The organism is Lentimicrobium saccharophilum, from assembly GCF_001192835.1.
Lineage (GTDB): Bacteria > Bacteroidota > Bacteroidia > Bacteroidales > Lentimicrobiaceae > Lentimicrobium > Lentimicrobium saccharophilum.
This window is the reverse complement of record NZ_DF968183.1, coordinates 155,637-175,396: the sequence shown is the minus strand read 5'-3', so window position 1 is coordinate 175,396 and position 19,760 is coordinate 155,637. Positions and strand designations below refer to the sequence as shown.

At 46.2% G+C, this 19,760-nt stretch carries 13 protein-coding genes; 8 read left to right on the top strand and 5 right to left on the bottom strand.

All coding sequences use genetic code 11. The features are described 5' to 3' along the window. Positions 1–42 precede the first annotated feature (42 nt). From TBC1_RS12560 to TBC1_RS12550, 3 genes are read right to left on the bottom strand one after another with little or no spacing between them, the layout of a single operon-like run. Positions 43–681, bottom strand: a complete 639-nt coding sequence (locus TBC1_RS12560; protein ID WP_062043453.1) for a uridine kinase family protein — start codon at positions 679–681, stop codon at positions 43–45. A 22-nt stretch (positions 682–703) separates the two neighbouring features. Then, a complete protein-coding gene (locus TBC1_RS12555; RefSeq protein WP_062043450.1) occupies positions 704–1,342 on the bottom strand; it encodes a nucleoside/nucleotide kinase family protein in 639 nt (212 codons plus the stop codon). Between the two features lie 35 nt (positions 1,343–1,377). After that, positions 1,378–4,533 carry an HAD-IA family hydrolase gene (locus tag TBC1_RS12550; protein ID WP_082189693.1) on the bottom strand — a complete coding sequence of 1,052 codons (3,156 nt, stop codon included), beginning with the start codon at positions 4,531–4,533 and terminating at the stop codon, positions 1,378–1,380. Between the two features lie 428 nt (positions 4,534–4,961). Here TBC1_RS12550 and TBC1_RS12545 point away from each other — a divergent pair, with 428 nt between their 5' ends. Continuing rightward, positions 4,962–5,720: a GDSL-type esterase/lipase family protein gene (locus TBC1_RS12545; protein WP_062043444.1), complete on the top strand. Its 759-nt coding sequence runs from the start codon at positions 4,962–4,964 to the stop codon at positions 5,718–5,720. A gap of 217 nt (positions 5,721–5,937) precedes the next feature. On the opposite strand, the gene TBC1_RS12540 is transcribed toward TBC1_RS12545, so the two are convergent. Then, entirely contained in the window at positions 5,938–6,876 is a 939-nt protein-coding gene (locus TBC1_RS12540; RefSeq protein ID WP_062043441.1) for a fasciclin domain-containing protein, read from the bottom strand. Positions 6,877–7,232: 356 nt separating this feature from the next. Between TBC1_RS12540 and TBC1_RS12535 the strand changes: the two genes are divergently transcribed. Further along, positions 7,233–9,482: a CotH kinase family protein gene (locus TBC1_RS12535; protein WP_082189623.1), complete on the top strand. Its 2,250-nt coding sequence runs from the start codon at positions 7,233–7,235 to the stop codon at positions 9,480–9,482. A gap of 100 nt (positions 9,483–9,582) precedes the next feature. Here TBC1_RS12535 and TBC1_RS12530 read toward each other — a convergent pair whose 3' ends face one another. Continuing rightward, on the bottom strand, positions 9,583–10,677 hold the full coding sequence (locus TBC1_RS12530; protein WP_172668897.1) for a 6-phosphofructokinase: 1,095 nt from the start codon (positions 10,675–10,677) through the stop codon (positions 9,583–9,585). Between the two features lie 175 nt (positions 10,678–10,852). Here TBC1_RS12530 and TBC1_RS12525 point away from each other — a divergent pair, with 175 nt between their 5' ends. From TBC1_RS12525 to TBC1_RS12500, 6 genes are all read left to right on the top strand, one after another. Beyond that, positions 10,853–11,323: a methylglyoxal synthase gene (locus tag TBC1_RS12525; RefSeq protein ID WP_062043431.1), complete on the top strand. Its 471-nt coding sequence runs from the start codon at positions 10,853–10,855 to the stop codon at positions 11,321–11,323. Beyond that, positions 11,323–11,982 carry an HAD family hydrolase gene (locus TBC1_RS12520; protein ID WP_062043428.1) on the top strand — a complete coding sequence of 220 codons (660 nt, stop codon included), beginning with the start codon at positions 11,323–11,325 and terminating at the stop codon, positions 11,980–11,982. Before TBC1_RS12525 ends, TBC1_RS12520 begins: the two co-directional genes overlap by 1 nt. A 23-nt stretch (positions 11,983–12,005) precedes the next feature. Further along, positions 12,006–13,331, top strand: coding sequence for a M16 family metallopeptidase (locus TBC1_RS12515; RefSeq protein ID WP_062043425.1), 1,326 nt, complete (start codon positions 12,006–12,008; stop codon positions 13,329–13,331). 19 nt (positions 13,332–13,350) lie between these two features. Continuing rightward, entirely contained in the window at positions 13,351–15,456 is a 2,106-nt protein-coding gene (locus TBC1_RS12510) for an insulinase family protein (RefSeq protein WP_062043422.1), read from the top strand. 385 nt (positions 15,457–15,841) lie between these two features. Continuing rightward, positions 15,842–17,215, top strand: a complete 1,374-nt coding sequence (locus tag TBC1_RS12505; RefSeq protein WP_082189692.1) for an alpha-amylase family glycosyl hydrolase — start codon at positions 15,842–15,844, stop codon at positions 17,213–17,215. Positions 17,216–17,279: 64 nt separating this feature from the next. Then, positions 17,280–19,742, top strand: coding sequence for a glycoside hydrolase family 31 protein (locus TBC1_RS12500; RefSeq protein WP_082189622.1), 2,463 nt, complete (start codon positions 17,280–17,282; stop codon positions 19,740–19,742). Positions 19,743–19,760: the final 18 nt, after the last annotated feature.

Below are 19,760 nucleotides of genomic sequence, written 5' to 3'. Positions count from 1 at the left end.
CCTGTTCCTTTTAAAAAATGGCAGGCTGTTTTTTTTGCTTTTTTAGCGGGCCGGAACGACCTGATATTCCTTATTGATAAAAATATCTGCTTTTTCGCGTAACGATTGTACAACCTGGTGCTCACGTTCCAGCACCTGCATACGGTATTCGTTCTGAGGCTCCTTTCCCCTTACTACCTGGGCTTTTTTAGTCTCATGATAGGTCAGTTCGATAAAAATCCGGAGATCAACGCCCTCTGTATGAATGGCATACAATCCGTCAACGATGATCATTTCGATACCCTTAAAATCGGTGGTAAGATGATCTACCTGCTCGGTAACGAGATCGATGCAAGGCATGGTTGAAACCCTGTCATTTTTGAAATCATCGATATTCCTGTATATGGTATCCCAGTCGTACTCCCCAAGTCCTACAGCCGTTTCGATGCCGTGCTTTTTACGCCATTCTGTACGCTCAAGGGGATGGATGCGGTAATAGTTATCAATGTGAATGGGTTTGCAAAAGATACCCTCTTTCCTGAGCATTTTGGCAATCACATGTGATAATTCTGTTTTTCCTGATCCCGATTCTCCTGAAACAGCAATGATATACTTATTTTTCCGGTTTTCCAGAATCCGCGGAAGAATAACTTTGGCGGCATTCTCATGCTTTTCTCCGATCAGTAATACATCTCCTAACATAGCAGTGATTTTTTTATGTTTCTTAATAGTGAAAAATTTCGCTGGCCGTATCAAAATCCAGGTAAAAATCGGCCAGGGGTTTAAGTGACTGAACTACCTGATGTTCCCGCTCCAGTATCTGCATTCTGAATTCATCCAGTTCTTCCTTTCCTGAGGCAATCTGTTCCTCAATGGTATCGCGGTAGGTTTGTTCAATAAAGACCTTAAGATTGGCTTCTTCAATTTTCACGGAATACAATCCTTCGATAATCAAAACCTCAATTCCGGCAAAATTGGTGGTTAACTGATCAATCTGTCCGGTAAACAGATCGACGCACGGAAGGGTGGTCAGTTTGCCTTCCTTGAAACCTGCCAGCGTCCGGTTAACCACATCCCAGTCATATTCATCATACCCGACACTCTCCAAACCGTGCCGTTTCCGCCATTCAGTGCGTTCAAGCGGCGGTATTTTGTAATAGTTATCCATGTGAAGTAGTTTCACCCTGATCCCTTCTTTTTTCAACAATTTTCCCAGCATATGGGCTACCTCACACTTTCCGGTTTCCACTTCACCCGAAATGGTAATGATATACTTGTCGGTTTTTTCAGCCATCACTTTTTCAAGGATCGTTCTGGCAGCAAATTCATGCTTTTTGTTCAACTGTAAAATGTCATTCAGCATCTTGATTATTTTTTAATTCAGTTAGTTACGCCCCCTTACTTCAAATCAACTTTAAGAACCTGACCGCCGGTAAGGGAATACACGGATCCATTTATCTCGATTTCAACTTCACCAGATTTGACTTTGTTTGCAACAACCTCTACCGACACTGTATTCATTTTAATTTTCAGCGAGTTACCCTGAAATACAAAACCAAAAGCAATAGATTTCCAGGCTTCCGGCAGGTTTGGATTTATTCTGATCCGGTCTCCCCTCAGGTTCAGACCAGCATAGGCATGCATGGCAATCAGAATGGTACCCGCCATAACACCCAAATGAATACCTTCGGCGGTTGTTCCTCCCTGAATATCGTTAAAGTCGCTGCTGAGCGCATCCTGATACAGCTCCCAGCTAAGCTTGCGGTCGCCACTCATATTGGCCAGCAGGGCATGGACCACCCGGCTCAGGGTCGAGCCATGAGAAGTGCGGGCGAGGTAATAATCAAGATTTTCCTTCAGGTAATCCGGCCTGACATTATATCCCAATTCCTCAAGGATCAGCCTGACTTCCGATTCGTCAAGATTGTAAAAAGCCATCAGGGTATCTGCCTGTTTGGCAACCTTAAATTCATCGGCCGACTTCCCTTCCGCTTTCAATATGCGGTCAAGCCGGTAGATATTACCGTATTTCTGACGGTAATGGTTCCAGTCAAGTTCTTTAAGTCCGAAGTAGCCGTCGTATTGCGAAATAATGCCTTCGGGAGAAATAATAATATTCAGGTTCCGCGAAATCCGTTTCCATTCCGCAAGCTCTTGATCGTCCAGACCGAGTCTGGTTTTTACGGCATCAGCCTGATCTCCGGCAAGCGCGAGGATTTCAAAGGCTTTATCAACGGCCCATACCACCATAATATTGGTGTAGGCATTGTCGCTCAGTCCTCCTTCGGTTGAACCGTGGTATTGCTCATGAAACTCGTCGGGTCCCATCACTCCGGCTATGGAATACCGGCCGGTGACAGGATTCAGCTGTGCCTTATCCATCCAGAACCGGCAGATATCCAGAAACATTTCTGCTCCGTAATTTTTAAGAAACTCCAGATCTCCGGTAGTATGATAGTATTCCCATACATTATAGGCGATAGCCAGTGAAACATGGCGTTGCAGCGAACTGTAATCATCACCCCATTCACCCGACAGCGGATTCAGATGAACCACCTGCGTTTCTTCCCTGCCGTCGCTTCCGCTCTGCCAGGGAAACATGGCCCCTTTATAGCCGTGCTGAACAGCATATTCACGCGCTTTCGGCAAACGATTGTAACGATACATCAATGTGGCCCTGGCTGTTTCAGGCAAATGCATATTGTAGAAGGGCAGAATGAACAACTCATCCCAGAAAATATGTCCGCGATAAGCCTCCCCGTGCAGCCCCCTTGCCGTAAAACTTGCATCAATACGCGCATTGTGAGGGGAGGCTGACACCATCAGATGATACAGGTGAAGCCGTATCAGTTTCTGATCCATACGGCTGCCTTCTATTACAACATCTATCTTCTCCCATAATTCCTGCCAGGCCTTGCTGCTTTTGGCCATAACATGCGAAAAACCGGGATTCACTGCAATGGCAGTCTTAGCTTCAGCCAACGGGTCATTTACATCGTCATGTCTGGAAGTGAAAATGGCTACATATTTGTCGAGCATCACAGGTATTCCCTGATCAACGCTGACCTCATATTCAAGAAATGCGCTGCTCCTGCCTGTAAATTGCCTGCCTGTAACGCTTAACGGCTTCCTGTTAACAAAAACGGTATGATTTGCTGCTTCCGCCACCTTTATGGCTGATTGCACGGTTTCGACGCATACCCAAAGCATATTTCCATCGATACCTTCGGTAACAGGTTTCAGATGTTGCTGGTTCAGTTGTTTGTAACGCTCAACGTTGTTATTGATAATATCGCCGTCAATTCCTGTCCTGATGGTAATCTTACCGCCATAATTCAAAGGAGTTACCTGATACTGCATGGATGCGATGTGAGGATCAGCCATGCTGGCAATGCGCTTTGAAACTATTTCAGAAACCTTTCCATCTGCATCCTTTACCACAATTCGTCTGCTGAAAACACCCGTCCTGAAATCGAGATGCTTGTTAAAATCAAGGAATTCCGCGCTGTTGAAATCAAACCACTCCCCATCATTGATCCGGAATGTAACCGGCAACCAGTTGGGAACATTCACAAAATCTTCATTCTCGATCATCCGGTCGCCAACCTTTGATGAAAGCCGGTTATAGAGACCTGCGATGTAAGTACCCGGATTATTCACCTGATTCGAAGTAGTTTCTTCCATGGCCCCCCTGGTGCCGAAGTAGCCGTTGCCCACCGCAAGCAGGGCTTCGCGTGTGCGCTCTTTACCCGGCTCATAGGCATGGTAGGATACCGACCATTTGTCATCCTCAAGTCCGTGGAGAAACCAGTCATTTATACTGTCAATGGTGACCGCTTCCAGGTCTTCAACCACAACATCCGCCCCGTTACGTCTTAACTCAACAGCATTTTCCTCACGTGCAACACCGATTACCAGGCCAAAATCGCCTTTCTGACCTGCCTGCACACCCGAAACGGCATCTTCGACAATTACCGTCCGGCCATAGGAGACGCCCAGATTATCCGCGGCAGTTGTAAAAATATCCGGTTCAGGCTTGCCTTTCAGCTTCAACTCAGCCGAAACCACACCGTCAACACGGGTTTCAAAGAGATGCAACAACCCGGCTGCTTCAAGTACCGGAGCGCAATTCTTACTTGATGAGGCCACGCCCACCCTGATTCCCGATGATTTCAATTCATTAATAAGCCTGACGGTACTTTCATACACGCCAACGCCGTCGCGTTTCAGAATTTCATTGAATGCATAATCCTTGCGATTACCCAGCCCGCAAATGGTTTCCATCTCATGGGTATCTGCAGGGTCCCCGAAAGGAATGTCTATACCCCTGGAGGCCAGAAAATCCTGAACTCCCTTATATCGTGGCTTACCATCAACAAAAGGCAGATAATCGCCTGCATGGGTAAATTCCCTGAATGGTTCGCCCTTTTTCGCTTCTCTTTCCTTCAGATAATCGTCAAACATTTTTTTCCATGCCGAACTGTGCACAAGCGCTGTTTTGGTTATCACTCCATCCAGGTCAAAAATTACGGCATCAAAAAGTCTCTCTCTCATAGTTTGCTGATTATGTGTACGTTTTATATTTCCAAAACCATTGCAAAGATAAGGATTATCAGTACTGCTATTGATCTGCATTATTTATTATAATGCAGCGTTTTCCTCCTTTCTGCAACAGCCTTCAGATCAATCACAATTTCGCAATTTATCTCCCAGGAAGTCACTATCCGAAAAATGCAGAAAATCATTGCAAAAATCCATAAGATTTGCTATATTTGAGAGAACATCATAAACTCATTTTTCTGAAGACGCTGCATTAAACTGTCCATTTACCCCGGAGCAATATCAAAGCGGTTAATGATTTCTACAATGATCACTTTTACAGAAGTCTGAACTAATTAACCTCTTTACTCATCCTTCACTCACTATCTGAATCTGTAACGTTTTAATTTATAGATAAAAGTTGATCTTAAAATTCCGGCAGCATGAGCACCAAATCCAATATCCGGATAATCAAGTTCCTTCTTTGGGTTTCACTTGCTATGAATGCCCTTATGTTACTGGTGCTTGCAAATCATGTGGAAAAGAAAGGCGGGATAAGCTATCTCAGGAAAAAATTCACCCACCAATCATACAGCGAAAACTCATATGAAGGCTTTTATTACAAAATGAAGACCGGTACATTCAGGGAAATGCCTGCCGATTCAAATGCAATTATCATCCTGGGCAACTGCATTGCTGATTACTGCGATTGGGCCGAAATGCTTTCAAATCCGTTGGTTAAAAACCGGGGTATTGGCGGAGATGATATTATCGGAATTTACAACCGGGTGAATCAGATAACAGAGGCCAGACCCTCAAAAATTATTTTTATGCTTGATCCTAAGGATCTTACCTTTAGAAGGTCTGTTGACACTATTTCATTCTATTATGAACAAATTATCAGATCCATCCGGCATAAATGTCCTGACGCAGGAATTCTCTGCGTAAGTATGATCCCTGTAAACAATGCCTGGATCAGCAACGATTTTATTGCCGGAATAAATGAACGAATCAGGGTTATTGCCCGGGAAAATAATGCTGATTTCATTGATGTTAATCACATACTCTGTACACGGACGAACAGGCTTGACAGCCTATATTCATTTGATGGAGAGCACCTTAATGGCAAAGGATATAAGCTGTTATCCGGAGTCATCAGGCAGTTTATTGACGGCCGGGAAATTACACTCCCGGTAGATTGATCTCTCATTTCAACAGTACGTTAAATTTAAGAATCACGCAAGGAGGCAAAGACGTAACGAATTGATTATAAATGATTTGCTATCCTTAAACAAGTATTTATAATCCGCTGTTAGTCAGTTCATTAATAATTTTTAAAGGACTACTGTCATATAACTTTCAACTAAAAAGCCCGCCGGAATTCCGGCAGGCTTTTACCATAATCCCAAAAACCTAAAATTATGGAACTAACACTGCATCAATCACGTGAATCACACCATTAGCGCCCTGCACATCAGTAGCAATCACATTTACAGATCCATTTATGTTAACACCCATATTGCTGACAGTAATATTAAGATTGCTTCCGTCCTTGAGTGTGGGCACAGTTCCGCTTGAAACCTGGTTAGAGCGTACATTACCGGGAACTACGTGATAGAGAAGAATGGGCGAAAGTTGCTCGGCTGTGAGTGCATCGATTCCGGAGACACCGAGAGCAGAAAACAAGGCATTAAAAGCAGCATTGGTGGGCGCGAATACCGTGAAGGGTCCGGTGCCGCTCAGGGCCTCAACAAGTCCCGCTTTGACAACAGCCTGCACCAAAATGCTGAAATTTGGATTATTAATTGCATGATTAACAACGTTTGCCGGTAGAATCACCTTATCAATGGCGTGAATCACACCGTTGGAGGCCATCACATCGGCGATGATCACCTTGCTGCCGTCAATCTTTACATCACTGCCTTTCTCCACATAAATCTGAACTCCGGCCTGAGCGGGATCGGTTGCATTCAGTGTTGAAACATATCCGGTTGAGATATCCGAAGATTTAATATTACCGGCAACTACGTGATTGAGAAGAATCGGTGTAAGGGTCGCTGCATCCAGATCGGCAATACCGCTTACACCCAACTGGGCAAATAAAGCGTTGAAAGCATCATTGGTAGGAGCAAACACCGTAAAGGGACCATCGCCTTGCAACGCGCTGACAAGGTTGGCTTTGGAGACCGCTTCAACCAGGATGGAAAAGCGGGCATCCGATACAGCCACCTCAACAATATCTTTCGGCATTTCTGCCGGAGGTGCAGGAGTATCCTCATCTTTCGAGCAGGAAGCAAATAATGTGGTGGCCGCTATGGCCAAAAGAGCAAAACGGAATTTCAAAAAGTTTGTTTTCATGGTATCAGGTTTTGTTTAATGTTTCATTTTATTTGTTAGACATTAAATAAACCCGACTCCTCAGAAAATGTTTAATGTTTTAGCTTATTTATTAAACATTTTATTTTAATCTGATTTCTATCGTGCTGTTTTTCTTGCTTTTAACTAAATTATTATCGCATGAAAAACTATAATTTTTAACTAAATCTTAACAAATTACTCTTACAGGCTAATTTAATGAGTAAACACCGGATGCAAAATTGTTCCCATTCCGGCATAAAAGCGGGTAGGGTAATTCTGCCAAATCACCCCATGCAAATATTATTAATCTACCTTTGCATAAAATCAAGGATCACTTCCCTGTAAATCGCTTTAAAATGAAACGATTGTCCGCCATTCTCATTCTGATCACTTCCTGTACCTTCCTTCACGCACAACCATTGTTTCCTGCCGATGGCGAAGTCTATATCAAATCAACGGTTCCGCGCATCGACGTGCTGATTCATCCCGACACCCTGAGCTGGATTTATGCCAATGTGGAGTCGGATCATGAATTCAGGGCGGTATTTGTCTTTGACAACGGAAATGTACACGACACCATCCGCGACATTGGTTTCAGGCTCAGGGGCAACACCTCCAGGTATTCACAAAAAAAATCCTTTAAAGTTTCCTTCAATACATTTATATCCGGCAGAAAATATCATGGGGTTGAAAAACTTAACCTGAATGGTGAGCACAATGACCCTTCGGTGAGCAGGGCGGGTATTTACTGGGATATCCTCAGGCAGTGTTCGCTGGCAGGCCCGCGTTATAACCATGTACGGGTTTACATCAACGGCAACTACCACGGGCTTTATATAAATGTTGAGCATATCGATGAAGAATTTGCAAAAACATGGTTTGGCAATAATGACGGTAACCTATACAAATGCCTTTATCCGGCCGACCTAACCTACCGCGGGGCAAATCCCGACCTGTACAAGTTCGAATCCGGAGGTCGCAGGGCTTATGAGCTTAAAATCAATGAAGAGGCGGATGATTACAGTGATCTGGCCCATTTTATCGATGTACTGAACGACACGCCCCTCCAGCAGCTTCCGTGTGCACTCGAAAAAGTCTTTAACGTGCAGGATTACCTGAAAGTAGCGGCTGTAGATATAATTACCGGTAATTGGGACGGATATATCTACAATAAAAACAATTTTTACCTCTATCACAACACGGCCACCGGGTTGTTTGAATATATCCCCTATGATGTGGACAATACTTTTGGTATTGACTGGTTCGGGATTGAATGGGCTTCAAGGAATATTTACAGCTGGGCGCACCCTTCCGAACCTCGTCCTCTTTTTACGCGCCTGATGCAGGTGCCGGATTACAAAGCACAGTTCACTTATTACCTGAAACAGGCCATTCAGCAGGTTACTTCCCGGCAGGACTTCCTCGACAATCTTTTTGTTATCCGCGACCGGTTGCAGCCTTTTGTGGCAAACGACCCCTACTATCCGCTGGACTACGGTTACACTATTGCATCGTTTAATCAATCATTTGAAGCAGGAACCGGTGCGCATGTGCCGGTGGGGCTGCTGCCATACCTGCAGACAAGAAACACTTCAGCGCTTGTACAGGCGCAGAACCTGAACGCCCCGCCCATGATCAGATATATCCGGCACAATGCCCCCCTCCCCTTTCAGGAAATCAGGATCCTTGCCTTTGCGGAAGACGAAAACCTGAATTCCGTGACGCTTGAGTACCGGATAAACGGTGGCGGCTGGCAGCAAAAGACCATGACCGGAAACAGATTGAACAACAAAACCACATCAGACGGCGGAACTTTCATCGCTACACTCAGCGGGATGGACGCCAATACACTGCTGGAATTCAGAATAAAAGCGACCGACAACAACCAGGTAACCGTTGCAAAGCCCTGCGATGCCGTACAGTACACCATTCCGTCACCCAACCCGATCATGCTCTATATCAATGAGTTTATGGCCAGCAACAGCTCGACCATCGCCGATGAATACGGTGAGTACGATGACTGGATTGAGATTTATAACGCAGGCGGTCAGGCGGTGTGGCTGGGCGACAAATACCTGAGCGATAACCTGAACAATCCCGTAAAATGGGCATTCCCCGATACCACCATCGGTGCCGGCGGATACCTGCTTGTATGGGCCGATGGTCAGCCCACCCAGGGAAGTATGCACACCCCTTATAAACTTGACAAGGACAATGAAGAGATCGGCATTTTCGATAATGAAGCATCGGGATTTGCACTTATCGATGGCATTACATATATAAACCAGTCAACCAACATTTCCATGGGCAGGGTTACCGATGGTGCAGTGGAATGGAAGCTATTTGACAATCCGACGCCAGGAAGCACAAACAGTATGGTGGGCATCCCGGAAATCCCTGCATACCGGCTGAATATTTATCCGAATCCCAGCAATACCGGCTTTATTTACCTGGAGGAGTTCGAGACTATTTCCATTTTTGACCTTTCCGGCAGGGAGATACTGCCGGCTGTGACTAGTCAGAAAATAGATATAGGCAGCCTGAAACCGGGCATCTATCTTGTAAGGAACACCACCGGCGGGGTTGCTAAACTTATGGTGAATTAATCCGGGTGCTACGGAACACCAAAAAATGTAAATGCCTGAACGGCTGCAAAAGGTCATTCAGGCATTTATTTTAATTTTCAGGGATTCTTCTCCCCCTAAATCAATCGCCGAAGCAAATTCCTATGCCACGGGCGGTTTTCATCAGCGCGGTATCAGGATCCACAAGATTGGGCTTCTGAATTGCTTCTTTCAAAGTAACGGAAGTGATGTAGGGATGACGGTATGAAACCATACGTCCGAATTCACCGGCAAGCACAAGCTCAAAAGCTTTTACGCCATACTGGGTTGCCAGCACCCGGTCATAGGCAATGGGAACGCCTCCCCTTTGCAGATGGCCCAGCACCGTAGTACGTATACTGTGTTCACAACCGGCCTCTTTCAGTTCCTCTTCGAACCGGAAACCTACTCCTCCCAGTTTTACGTTGGCATACCCAACCTCCTGGCTTTTCTCGGCGATAAGATCACCCTTGATATTGCGCGCGCCTTCAGCAATCACGATATTTACAAAACCGCGGCCTTTGTCGAATCGTTTCTCAATACGTTCCATAACTTTCTCAATATCGTATGGGAACTCAGGCAGCAGGCAGATTTCAGCGCCCCCGGCCACCGCAGCATTCAACGCAATCCAGCCGGCATTGCGGCCCATTACTTCAAGAATCTGAACCCTGTTGTGACTGGCAGCAGTGGTCACCAGTTTATCAACTGCCTCGGTGGCAATCTGAATTGCTGTCTGAAATCCAAAGGTTGCATCCGTTGCGGAAAGGTCATTGTCGATGGTCTTGGGCACCCCGATTATATTCAGTCCTTTCTCAAACAAAGCCTGCGAAATCCGCTGCGATCCGTCCCCGCCGATATTGATCACCGCGTCAATACCGAGATACTGGATCTTTCTGATCATTTCATCGGAGCGGTCAACGGCGATATAAGAACCGTCTTTTTGCTTAACGGGCCAGGCAAAAGGGCCTCCTTTGTTGGTAGTTTGTATGATGGTGCCACCCTGGTAGTGTATCCCGGAAACAGCTTTCTCGTCCAGTACAACAATTTCGGTGGGCTCACGCAAGATGCCATTAAAAGCTTCAATACTGCCCACCACTTCCCAGTCTTTTTCGCGGGCGGCTCGCTTTACGATGGCGCGGATTACCGCATTTAGTCCCGGACAGTCGCCGCCACCGGTAAGTACCATAACTCTGTTCATGTAGTTTCTTCTTTAAAATGAATAACTTAGGTCTTTAGGGTCTCACTTCTAAAAAACGCTGCAAAGATACAAAAATAAATAAGCTGTGAAGTCCCTGATTCACACAACACAAACCGTATAAAAAAAGCAGACATCATTACTCTTTTTGTTAATTTCGCCGCTCATTCCTTTAAAGATGGAAAAGAAAAAGAGAATTGCCCTGGTAGCACACGATAACCGCAAACAGGATCTTATAGAATGGGTAGAATACAATGCTGTTACGCTTCTTGAACATAAAATTATCTGCACCGGAACTACCGGAAAGCTTATTGAGCAACAGCTAAAGCCGGCCCTCGACAGTGAAAAATTCAGCAGTTTTGAAGTAACCAAGCTGAAATCAGGCCCCCTGGGAGGAGATCAGCAACTTGGCGCAATGATCGTCGATGGTGAGATTGACCTGATGATCTTCTTCTGGGATCCGATGCAGCCTCAGCCGCATGATGTAGATGTGAAAGCATTGCTAAGGATCACTGTGTTATACAATATCCCGACCGCCTGTAACCGTTCAACCGCGGATTTCATCATTTCATCGCACCTTTTCAATGAGGAATACAGGCAAAAGGTAAAAGATTACAGTACATATATCAACCGAGAAGTAAAAATGTAATGACTGGGAATATAGCTGTAATCTTTGATATGGACGGGGTACTGGTTGACAATTTCCGGTATCACCTGATGGCCTGGGAGAAATTTTGTTCACGCCATGGAAAAAGTATTTCTGCTGACGATTTCCTTGAATATGTTTTTGGCGGATCAAATGCAGATCACCTGGCCTTTATTTTTAAAAAAGAATTACCTGCTTCAAAAATTGCCGAATATTCAGCCGAAAAGGAACTTATCTACAGATATCTGTACCACGATAATGTAGTGCTTATCCCGGGATTAAAGGAATTGCTGTTTGACCTTAAAACAGCCGGAATCCCGATGGCCATCGCCACATCAGCAGAAAGGGCCAATGTTGACTTTATTCTGGCTGAAACCGGAATACGGGAGTACTTCACGGCCATAGCCGACGCATCCATGGTCAGGCGGGGCAAACCCGATCCGGAGGTTTTTCTGAAAGCGGCTGCTATGCTAAAAACTGATCCTGCTGATTGCCTGGTTTTTGAAGACACATTAAAAGGCATTGATGCCGCCCTGAAGGCAAAAATGAAAGTCATAGGCGTTGCAACCACCCATCACAGGGTTGAGCTCACTGAAGCACACAGCGTCCTCAGCGATTTTTCAGAAATTAACATTAATAAAATCCGGGAATTATTCAGTTAACCACTATAAATTACAACAATCAGATGAACACATTCAAAAAGGCCTTTCTGTTGGTTATCAGCCTATTGGCTTTTACACTGACAAACGCCCAAAACCGCATCGACTTCACGGAGTATGATCTGGATAACGGTTTGCATGTTATCCTGCACAAGGACAATTCCACTCCCATTGTTGCAGTTACCATTTCCTATCATGTGGGCTCAAAAAATGAAAATCCTGAGCGAACCGGCTTTGCCCATTTTTTCGAACACCTGATGTTTGAAGGAAGCGAGAACATTGGCAGGAGTGAATTCGACAAAATTGCCATGAATGCAGGGGCAAGCCTGAATGCCAATACCAGCTTCGACAGGACTTTTTATTATCTGCTGCTCCCCTCAAATCAACTCGAGCTTGGTCTATGGATGGAATCAGAGCGGCTGCTTCACCTGCGCATCGACAGCATTGGCGTCGAAACCCAGCGCAGCGTTGTGAAGGAAGAACGCAAACAGTCGTACGACAACCGTCCATACGGCACCCTGATGGAAAAAACTTTCAGTGCTGCTTTCAAAGAGCACCCCTACCGCTGGATGCCCATCGGATCGGCCGAATCCATCAACATCGCCACCCTGGAAGAATTTATGGAATTCCATTCTATATTCTATGTTCCCAATAATGCCACGCTCTCCATTGCCGGAGATATTGATGTGGAATCAACTAAAAAGCTTGTTCAGAAATATTTCGGCGACATCCCCCGGGGAACAAAGGAAATTTACCGTCCTGACATCGTAGAACCAGTAAAAACGGCCGAAGTACGTGATACCGTTTACGACAATATCCAGCTGCCTGCTGTTGTTCAGGCTTATCACATTCCCGCCAAAGGCACTCCGGACTACTATGCACTCAGCATGCTGACTACGCTGCTGAGCGACGGCGAAAGCTCCCGAATGACCAAATCGATTGTTGACAAGCAACAGAAAGCCATGTTTGTCGGGGCCTTTCCCTTTGCCCTGGAAGATCCCGGCCTGTTCCTGGTATTTGGTATCGTAAACTCAGGCGTGGCTCCTGATGACTTTGAAAATGCCATCAATGAAGAGATTGCCAAAGCTCAGCAGGAAGAGCTCAGCGACCGGGAATTTGAAAAATTACGCAACAAGGTTGAAAACGATTTTATCAGCCGCAATTCAACTATGGCAGGAATCGCTGAAAGCCTTTCAGACTATCACATGTATTTCGGTGACGCCAACCTGATCAATACAGAGATTGACCGCTATATGGCCGTGACCAAAGCCGATATCAAAAGGGTGGCCAACCAGTACCTTACAAAGGAAAACAGGGTTGTACTGTATTATTTACCAAAACAAACCCTGTAATCAATAAGGAGGAAAGACAATGAAAAAACTGATCATAATTATTATTGCAACAGCATTTGCAGTACTTCCCCAGTTCCTCAATGCACAGGTAAAAACGGGGAAATCCGGCGGAAAAACAGAAAAACTTGACAGAAGTGTCCGTCCGCAGCCGGCCCCGGCTCCGGTGATCAATATCGGAAAATATGAAAGTTTTGAGCTGGAGAACGGCCTGAAGGTCTTTGTTGTTGAAAACCATAAAATTCCCAGGGTTTCTTATTCCCTGATCCTGGACTACAATCCCGTACCCGAAGGCAATATGGCAGGAATGGCCGATTTCGCCGGCCAGATGCTGCGTACCGGCACAACCAACCTGACAAAGGATGAACTGGATGAAGCCATTGACTTTATCGGTGCCGACCTGAGCACTTCTTCAACAGGAATTTATGCTTCCGCGCTCAAAAAGCACAACGGTCAATTGCTGACGCTGATGGCGGATGTCCTGATGAATCCTTCCTTTAAAGAAGAGGAACTTGCCAAACTGAAGACCCAGGCCATTTCGGGACTGAAAGCGCAGGAAAATGATCCGGAAGCAATCAGCGACAGGATCAGCAAGCAATTGGTTTACGGTGCAGCCCACCCTTACGGGGAATCTATGACTGAAAAATCAGTTGAAAACATCAGTGTAGACCACTGCCGGGCTTTTTACCAGGCGTTTTTCAGGCCGAATATCGGGTATATGGCCATTGTCGGTGACATCACCAAGGCCGAGGCAATGGAACTTATGCAGAAATATTTAGGCAATTGGGAAAAAGCGGATGTAATCCAGTATACGCCTGAAACACCGGCATTGCCAGCATCCAATACAGTCGCCATTGTTGACCGCCCCGATGCAGTTCAGACAGCGCTCAGAATCGGCTATCCGGTGGATCTGAAACCCGGATCGGAGGATGCCATCAAAGCACGGGTGATGAATACCATACTCGGAGGCGGCACATTCAGGCTGTTCAATAACCTTCGCGAGGACAAAGCGTATACCTATGGAGCTTATTCACAGCTCAATACGGATAAACTTACCGGCCGCTTCAATGTCAACACGGAAATCAGGAATTCTGTCACCGACAGCGCCATCAATGAAGTGTTCTATGAAATGCGCCGCATCCGCGAAGAATTGGTGCCGGAAGATGAACTGAACCTGGTAAAAAACTTCCTGAACGGTAATTTTGCCCTTTCACTCGAGCGCCCCCAGACCGTCGCGAATTTTGCAATCAGTACAGCCCGTTACGGACTTGACGCTGATTATTACGCCAATTATATGAAAAACCTTGCCGCTGTCAGTGCAGAAGATGTCAAAGCGGTGGCCGGCAAATATATTAAGCCCGAAAACGCATATATACTGGCGGTTGGCAAGGCTGCTGAAATTGCCCCGAGGCTCGGACAATTCACAGGAGGCAAAGCGATTAAGTATTACGATTTCAACGGCAAGGAATACGATCCTAACACCAGGGTAAAACCAGCTCCCGAAGGTATGACCGCCGAAAACGTGCTGAAATCATACATCAATGCAATTGGCGGCGAAAAAGCCCTGAATAAAATCAAGGACATGACCATGATGGCAAGCACCACCATGCAGGGCATGACCATCGGATTTGATTTTTACCGAAAGTCTCCCAATAAGTATATGATGAAGGTTGGAGCCGGTGAAATGGTTTTCCAGAAAATGGTATTTGACGGTACTACCGCTAAACTTATTTCTCCGATGGGAGGAGAAAATAAAGTGCTCGAAGGCAATGAACTTGAAGATATGAAAGTGGAAGCCGAAATGAATCAGGAATTGCATTATGCAAGACTTGGGGTCAACTTAACCCTTGAAGGTATCGAAGAAATTGACGGTGTGGAATGTTATCGCCTTATACTGACCTATCCATCCGGCAAACAATCAACCCAGTTTTTCGATGCCAAATCAGGACTAAAAGTTAAAGAACTGAGTGAACAGGGCACTGCCACGTTTGGCGATTACCGTGAAGTAAACGGCGTCAGGTTCCCCTTTGCCATCAGTCAGCAAATGGGTCCGCAAACAATCGACCTTAAAGTGCTCAGCATCAAAGTCAATTCAAAACTGAAAGACGACCTTTTCAGCACAAATTAAAATTTTCTTACACTCAGATCAGGCCACGTTCAACCAGCGTGGCCTGATTTTTTTTGAATCAAATAAAAATTCATCCACACCGGGATCCGGAATCGGCAAGGCCATTCTATGATCAGTATCTGACAGACCTGCTGAATCCCATCCCTTCCTCAAAATGTACCGGGGCTTAATTGGTCTTGCAGGCAGCCGGAGTCATCAATCCTGATTTTAGAAATAATACCCTGTTCTCTCCCATCCTGTTTACCTGATATTATCGAATAGTATTAATCAGGCTGAATTACAGGGGTAATTCATTTATAAGTCAAGGCATCATCGATCCCGGAAATTACCAGAATGTTTATCTTTGTGTATGAAAGCCAATATTCCGAAACTTAAAAACACATCAATGAAAATCAGAAATTCAGTCCTTTTCACTTTACTGGTTTTAACCCAGATAAGCATCCTGTCATCCTGCAAACAGGCAAAAGATTCCGGGGCAGCCGGCCAGGATCCGGGGCAGGTGAAACATCCGGAATGGAGTAAAAACCTGAGTATTTATGAAGTGAACATCAGACAGTTCTCTCCGGAAGGCACCTTTGCTGCCGTTGAATCCCAGTTGCCGCGGCTTAAGGAACTTGGAACAGATATCCTCTGGCTTATGCCCATCCACCCTATCGGAGAGTTAAACCGCAAAGGAACCCTGGGCAGCTATTACTCCATCAAAGATTATTACGGGATTAATCCTGAATTCGGCACGCCTGAAGACTTTAAGCGACTGGTAAAGAAAGCCCACGAAGCGGGGATGTATGTGATTCTGGATTGGGTTGCCAATCATTCATCCTGGGACAATCCGCTGGTAACTGAAAATCCAGATTATTATAAAAAGGACTCGGTTGGCAATATGATTTCTCCTTACGATTGGACCGATGTTGTAGCTTTCAATTACGAATTCAACGAAACCAACGACTACATGCTAGAAGCCATGAAATACTGGGTAAAGGAGTTTGATATTGACGGATACCGTTGTGATGTTGCAGAGCTTGTTCCTGCAACATTCTGGGACAATGTCAGGAAGGAACTTGACAAAATCAAACCGGTGTTTATGCTGGCCGAAGGTGAAAAACCCTGGCTGCACACTGCTTTCGACATGTCGTACGGATGGGAATTTCATAACATCAAAAACAAAATTGCCAAAGGTGAAGCCAATGCAAACGACATAGAAACCTATCTGAAGAAGAACGACACCCTTTATCCCGAAGGAGCCTACCGTATGTATTTCATTACGAACCATGACGAAAACTCATGGAACGGAACCGAGTCTGAAAGACTGGGTGACGGGGTTGAGGCTTTTTATGTGCTTACCGCCACCGTTCCAGGGATGCCGCTGGTATATACCGGGCAGGAGGCCGGTCTCAACAAGCGGCTGGAATTTTTCGAGAAAGATCCTGTTGAATGGGGCAATTACAGCATGACCGGATTTTACAAAACCATCCTGAACCTGAAAAAGACAAACCCTGCCCTGTACAATGGCCCCTGGGGCGGAAACTGGCTCAGGATCAACACGGATGCAGATGAGAAAGTATTTGCGTTTATCCGCGAGAAGGAAAACCATAAAGTTTTCGTACTGTTGAACCTTAGTCCCGAACCTGTCTCATTCACCCTGAGTGGTAAAGCCTATAAAGGAAAATATACCGAACTGTTTTCCGGTGAAGAAACCAGATTCAGAAAAGGTGATTCAGCAGAACTTCCGGCATGGGGCTATAAGCTTTACTACAGATAACAGTTATACCGGTAAATTTCATCCTGAAACAGCAGAATGCCTGTTTTGGAAAAACATATGATTTATGAAGAAAACAATACTCACACTGGCGTTATCTACATTGCTTATGAGTCAGGCATTTACACAGGGTTCACTCAGCAGGAGTCTTGGCAATCTCACCACCTTCAGCAGGGAAGGGCAAAGGCTGTTGTTGAATACAGATTACGGCAGGGCCGAACTTACCGTTTATGAATCCGGCATTGTGCGGGTCAGAATTGTGAAGGACGATTTCAGGAATGACTTTTCATACGCGGTAGTGGCCGATCCCGGTGAAGCCGGTTATACACTGGAGGAAACACAGGACCGGCTTGTAGTGCGCACGGATGCGCTGCGGCTCGACATCAGCCGCAATCCCGTACGCTTCAGTTTTTACAACCCTGACGGCCGCCTGCTTAACACCGACGATCCGGCCTTCGGAACAGCCTGGATAGGCACTGAAGTCACCACCTACAAACAATTGCTTGATGGGGAACGCTTCATCGGCCTGGGCGAAAAAACCGGCAACCTCGACCGCCGCGGATCGGCTTACGACAACTGGAATACCGACAATCCCAGGTATGGTCCCAACGATGATCCCCTTTATGTTACTATACCTTTTTACATCGGTATGCACGACAGCCTGGTTTACGGGATATTTATGGACAACAGCCACCGCAGCCGCTTTAACTTCGGAGCCAGCAACGACCGTTTCAGTTCTTTCAGCGCCGATGACGGTGAAATGGACTACTACTTCATGCACGCCCCTTCAGTAGCAGGCATCCTGGAACAATATACCCACCTCACCGGCCGGATGACCATGCCGCCACTGTGGGCATTGGGATACCAGCAATGCCGCTGGAGTTACTTCCCTGATACGGAAGTATTGAACACCGCTCAGAACTTCCGCGACCGCAGGATTCCGCTCGATGTGATCTACCTCGACATTCATCACATGGACGCATACAAGATCTTCACCTGGCATCCCGACCGTTTCAGCAATCCGGCAAAGCTTCTTTCAGATCTGAAAGCAATGGGCATCCATACCACATTGATCGTGGATCCCGGCATTAAGGTTGAAAAAGGCTATGAAGCTTATGAAGACGGACTTCAAAAGGATATATTTGCCAAATATCCAGACGGAGCCGTTTACACTGCTCAGGTATGGCCCGGATGGTGCCACTTTCCCGATTTCACCAAGCCTGCGGCCCGCGAATGGTGGGGCGAAAAGTTCAGGGGGCTGGTGAACGACGGCGTCACAGGTTTCTGGAACGATATGAATGAAATTGCTTCCTGGGGCAACGGTTACACCCCACACCTGGTAGAGTTCGACTGGGAAGGCAGGAAGACTTCTTACCGCGAAGCCAAAAATGTATACGGTCTGCTGATGTCGAAAAGCACTTACGAAGGCACCCGAAAGCTGATGAACGACCACCGGCCGCTGATCCTTACCCGTGCCGGTTACTCCGGATTGCAGCGCTACACCGCCCTGTGGACAGGCGACAACCAGGCAACCGACGAGCATATGATGTTGGGATGCCGGCTGGTAAACAGCATCGGTCTCAGTGGGGTAGCTTTTACCGGGGTTGATGTGGGCGGCTTCAGTAAAGATGCCTCCCCCGCCCTTTTTGCCCGCTGGATTGGCATCGGGGCATTCAGTCCCTTCTTCAGAAGCCATACCCATTACGACACCCGCCAGGCAGAACCCTGGGCGTACGGAGAAATGGTTGAAAACATCTCGCGCAATTACATCACACTGCGATACAAGTTGCTGCCATATATATACAGCTGCTTCCGCGAATCATCACTCAACGGTATGCCGGTTGCCCGCAGTCTGGCGATTGATTATACCTTCGATGATAAGATCTACCAGTATGCCTATCAGAATCAATATCTTTTCGGATCATCCATTCTTGTGGCTCCGGTTGAAAGCACCCGAGATCTCGTAAAAGTTTACCTGCCGGCCGGTGAATGGTATGATCTGCACAGCGGGATAAAACTGAACGGGAACAACGAAGTGATCGCAGAATCCCCGTTGCATAAGTTGCCCGTTTATGTGAAAGCAGGCTCCGTAATCCCCATGCAGAAACCGGTGCAAAGCACAGCAGAAAGCCCCGGGGGAACCCTTTTCCTGCATATCTTTTATGGCCACAATAATTCATCTTTTATTTATTACGAAGACGACGGCACTTCATATAATTACGAGCAGGGCAACTTTTACAGTCGCAGGATGTCTTTTGATCCTGATCGCCATGAAGTAGTCCTTGAAAAGGCCACTGGTTCAAAAGCAAGTCAAATCAGGGAAGTCAAACTGATTCTGCATGGCTTTCCGGATGGCACCCGGTTCTGGCTTGACGGGGAAAAACTTACGGCTGCAAAAGGCCTCACCGACCTCTTCAACGCATTAGAGCCGGGCGACCCTCACTATCTGGAGAACTTGCATAAACCCCTTAAAACCCTGAATGCCGGATTTGCCTTGAAGGACGCAAAAATGGTCATCAAATGGGAATAAATTTGACCTGAAAAGCAA

Excerpts from the sequence above, each read along its gene's own strand:
- TBC1_RS12500 (WP_082189622.1), top strand. The coding sequence starts at position 17,280 with ATGAAGAAAACAATACTCACACTGGCGTTATCTACATTGCTTATGAGT.
- TBC1_RS12505 (WP_082189692.1), top strand. The coding sequence starts at position 15,842 with ATGAAAATCAGAAATTCAGTCCTTTTCACTTTACTGGTTTTAACCCAG.
- TBC1_RS12550 (WP_082189693.1), bottom strand. The coding sequence starts at position 4,533 with ATGAGAGAGAGACTTTTTGATGCCGTAATTTTTGACCTGGATGGAGTG.
- TBC1_RS12525 (WP_062043431.1), top strand. The coding sequence starts at position 10,853 with ATGGAAAAGAAAAAGAGAATTGCCCTGGTAGCACACGATAACCGCAAA.
- TBC1_RS12520 (WP_062043428.1), top strand. The coding sequence starts at position 11,323 with ATGACTGGGAATATAGCTGTAATCTTTGATATGGACGGGGTACTGGTT.
- TBC1_RS12535 (WP_082189623.1), top strand. The coding sequence starts at position 7,233 with ATGAAACGATTGTCCGCCATTCTCATTCTGATCACTTCCTGTACCTTC.
- TBC1_RS12560 (WP_062043453.1), bottom strand. The coding sequence starts at position 681 with ATGTTAGGAGATGTATTACTGATCGGAGAAAAGCATGAGAATGCCGCC.
- TBC1_RS12555 (WP_062043450.1), bottom strand. The coding sequence starts at position 1,342 with ATGCTGAATGACATTTTACAGTTGAACAAAAAGCATGAATTTGCTGCC.
- TBC1_RS12515 (WP_062043425.1), top strand. The coding sequence starts at position 12,006 with ATGAACACATTCAAAAAGGCCTTTCTGTTGGTTATCAGCCTATTGGCT.
- TBC1_RS12510 (WP_062043422.1), top strand. The coding sequence starts at position 13,351 with ATGAAAAAACTGATCATAATTATTATTGCAACAGCATTTGCAGTACTT.
- TBC1_RS12540 (WP_062043441.1), bottom strand. The coding sequence starts at position 6,876 with ATGAAAACAAACTTTTTGAAATTCCGTTTTGCTCTTTTGGCCATAGCG.
- TBC1_RS12545 (WP_062043444.1), top strand. The coding sequence starts at position 4,962 with ATGAGCACCAAATCCAATATCCGGATAATCAAGTTCCTTCTTTGGGTT.
- TBC1_RS12530 (WP_172668897.1), bottom strand. The coding sequence starts at position 10,677 with ATGAACAGAGTTATGGTACTTACCGGTGGCGGCGACTGTCCGGGACTA.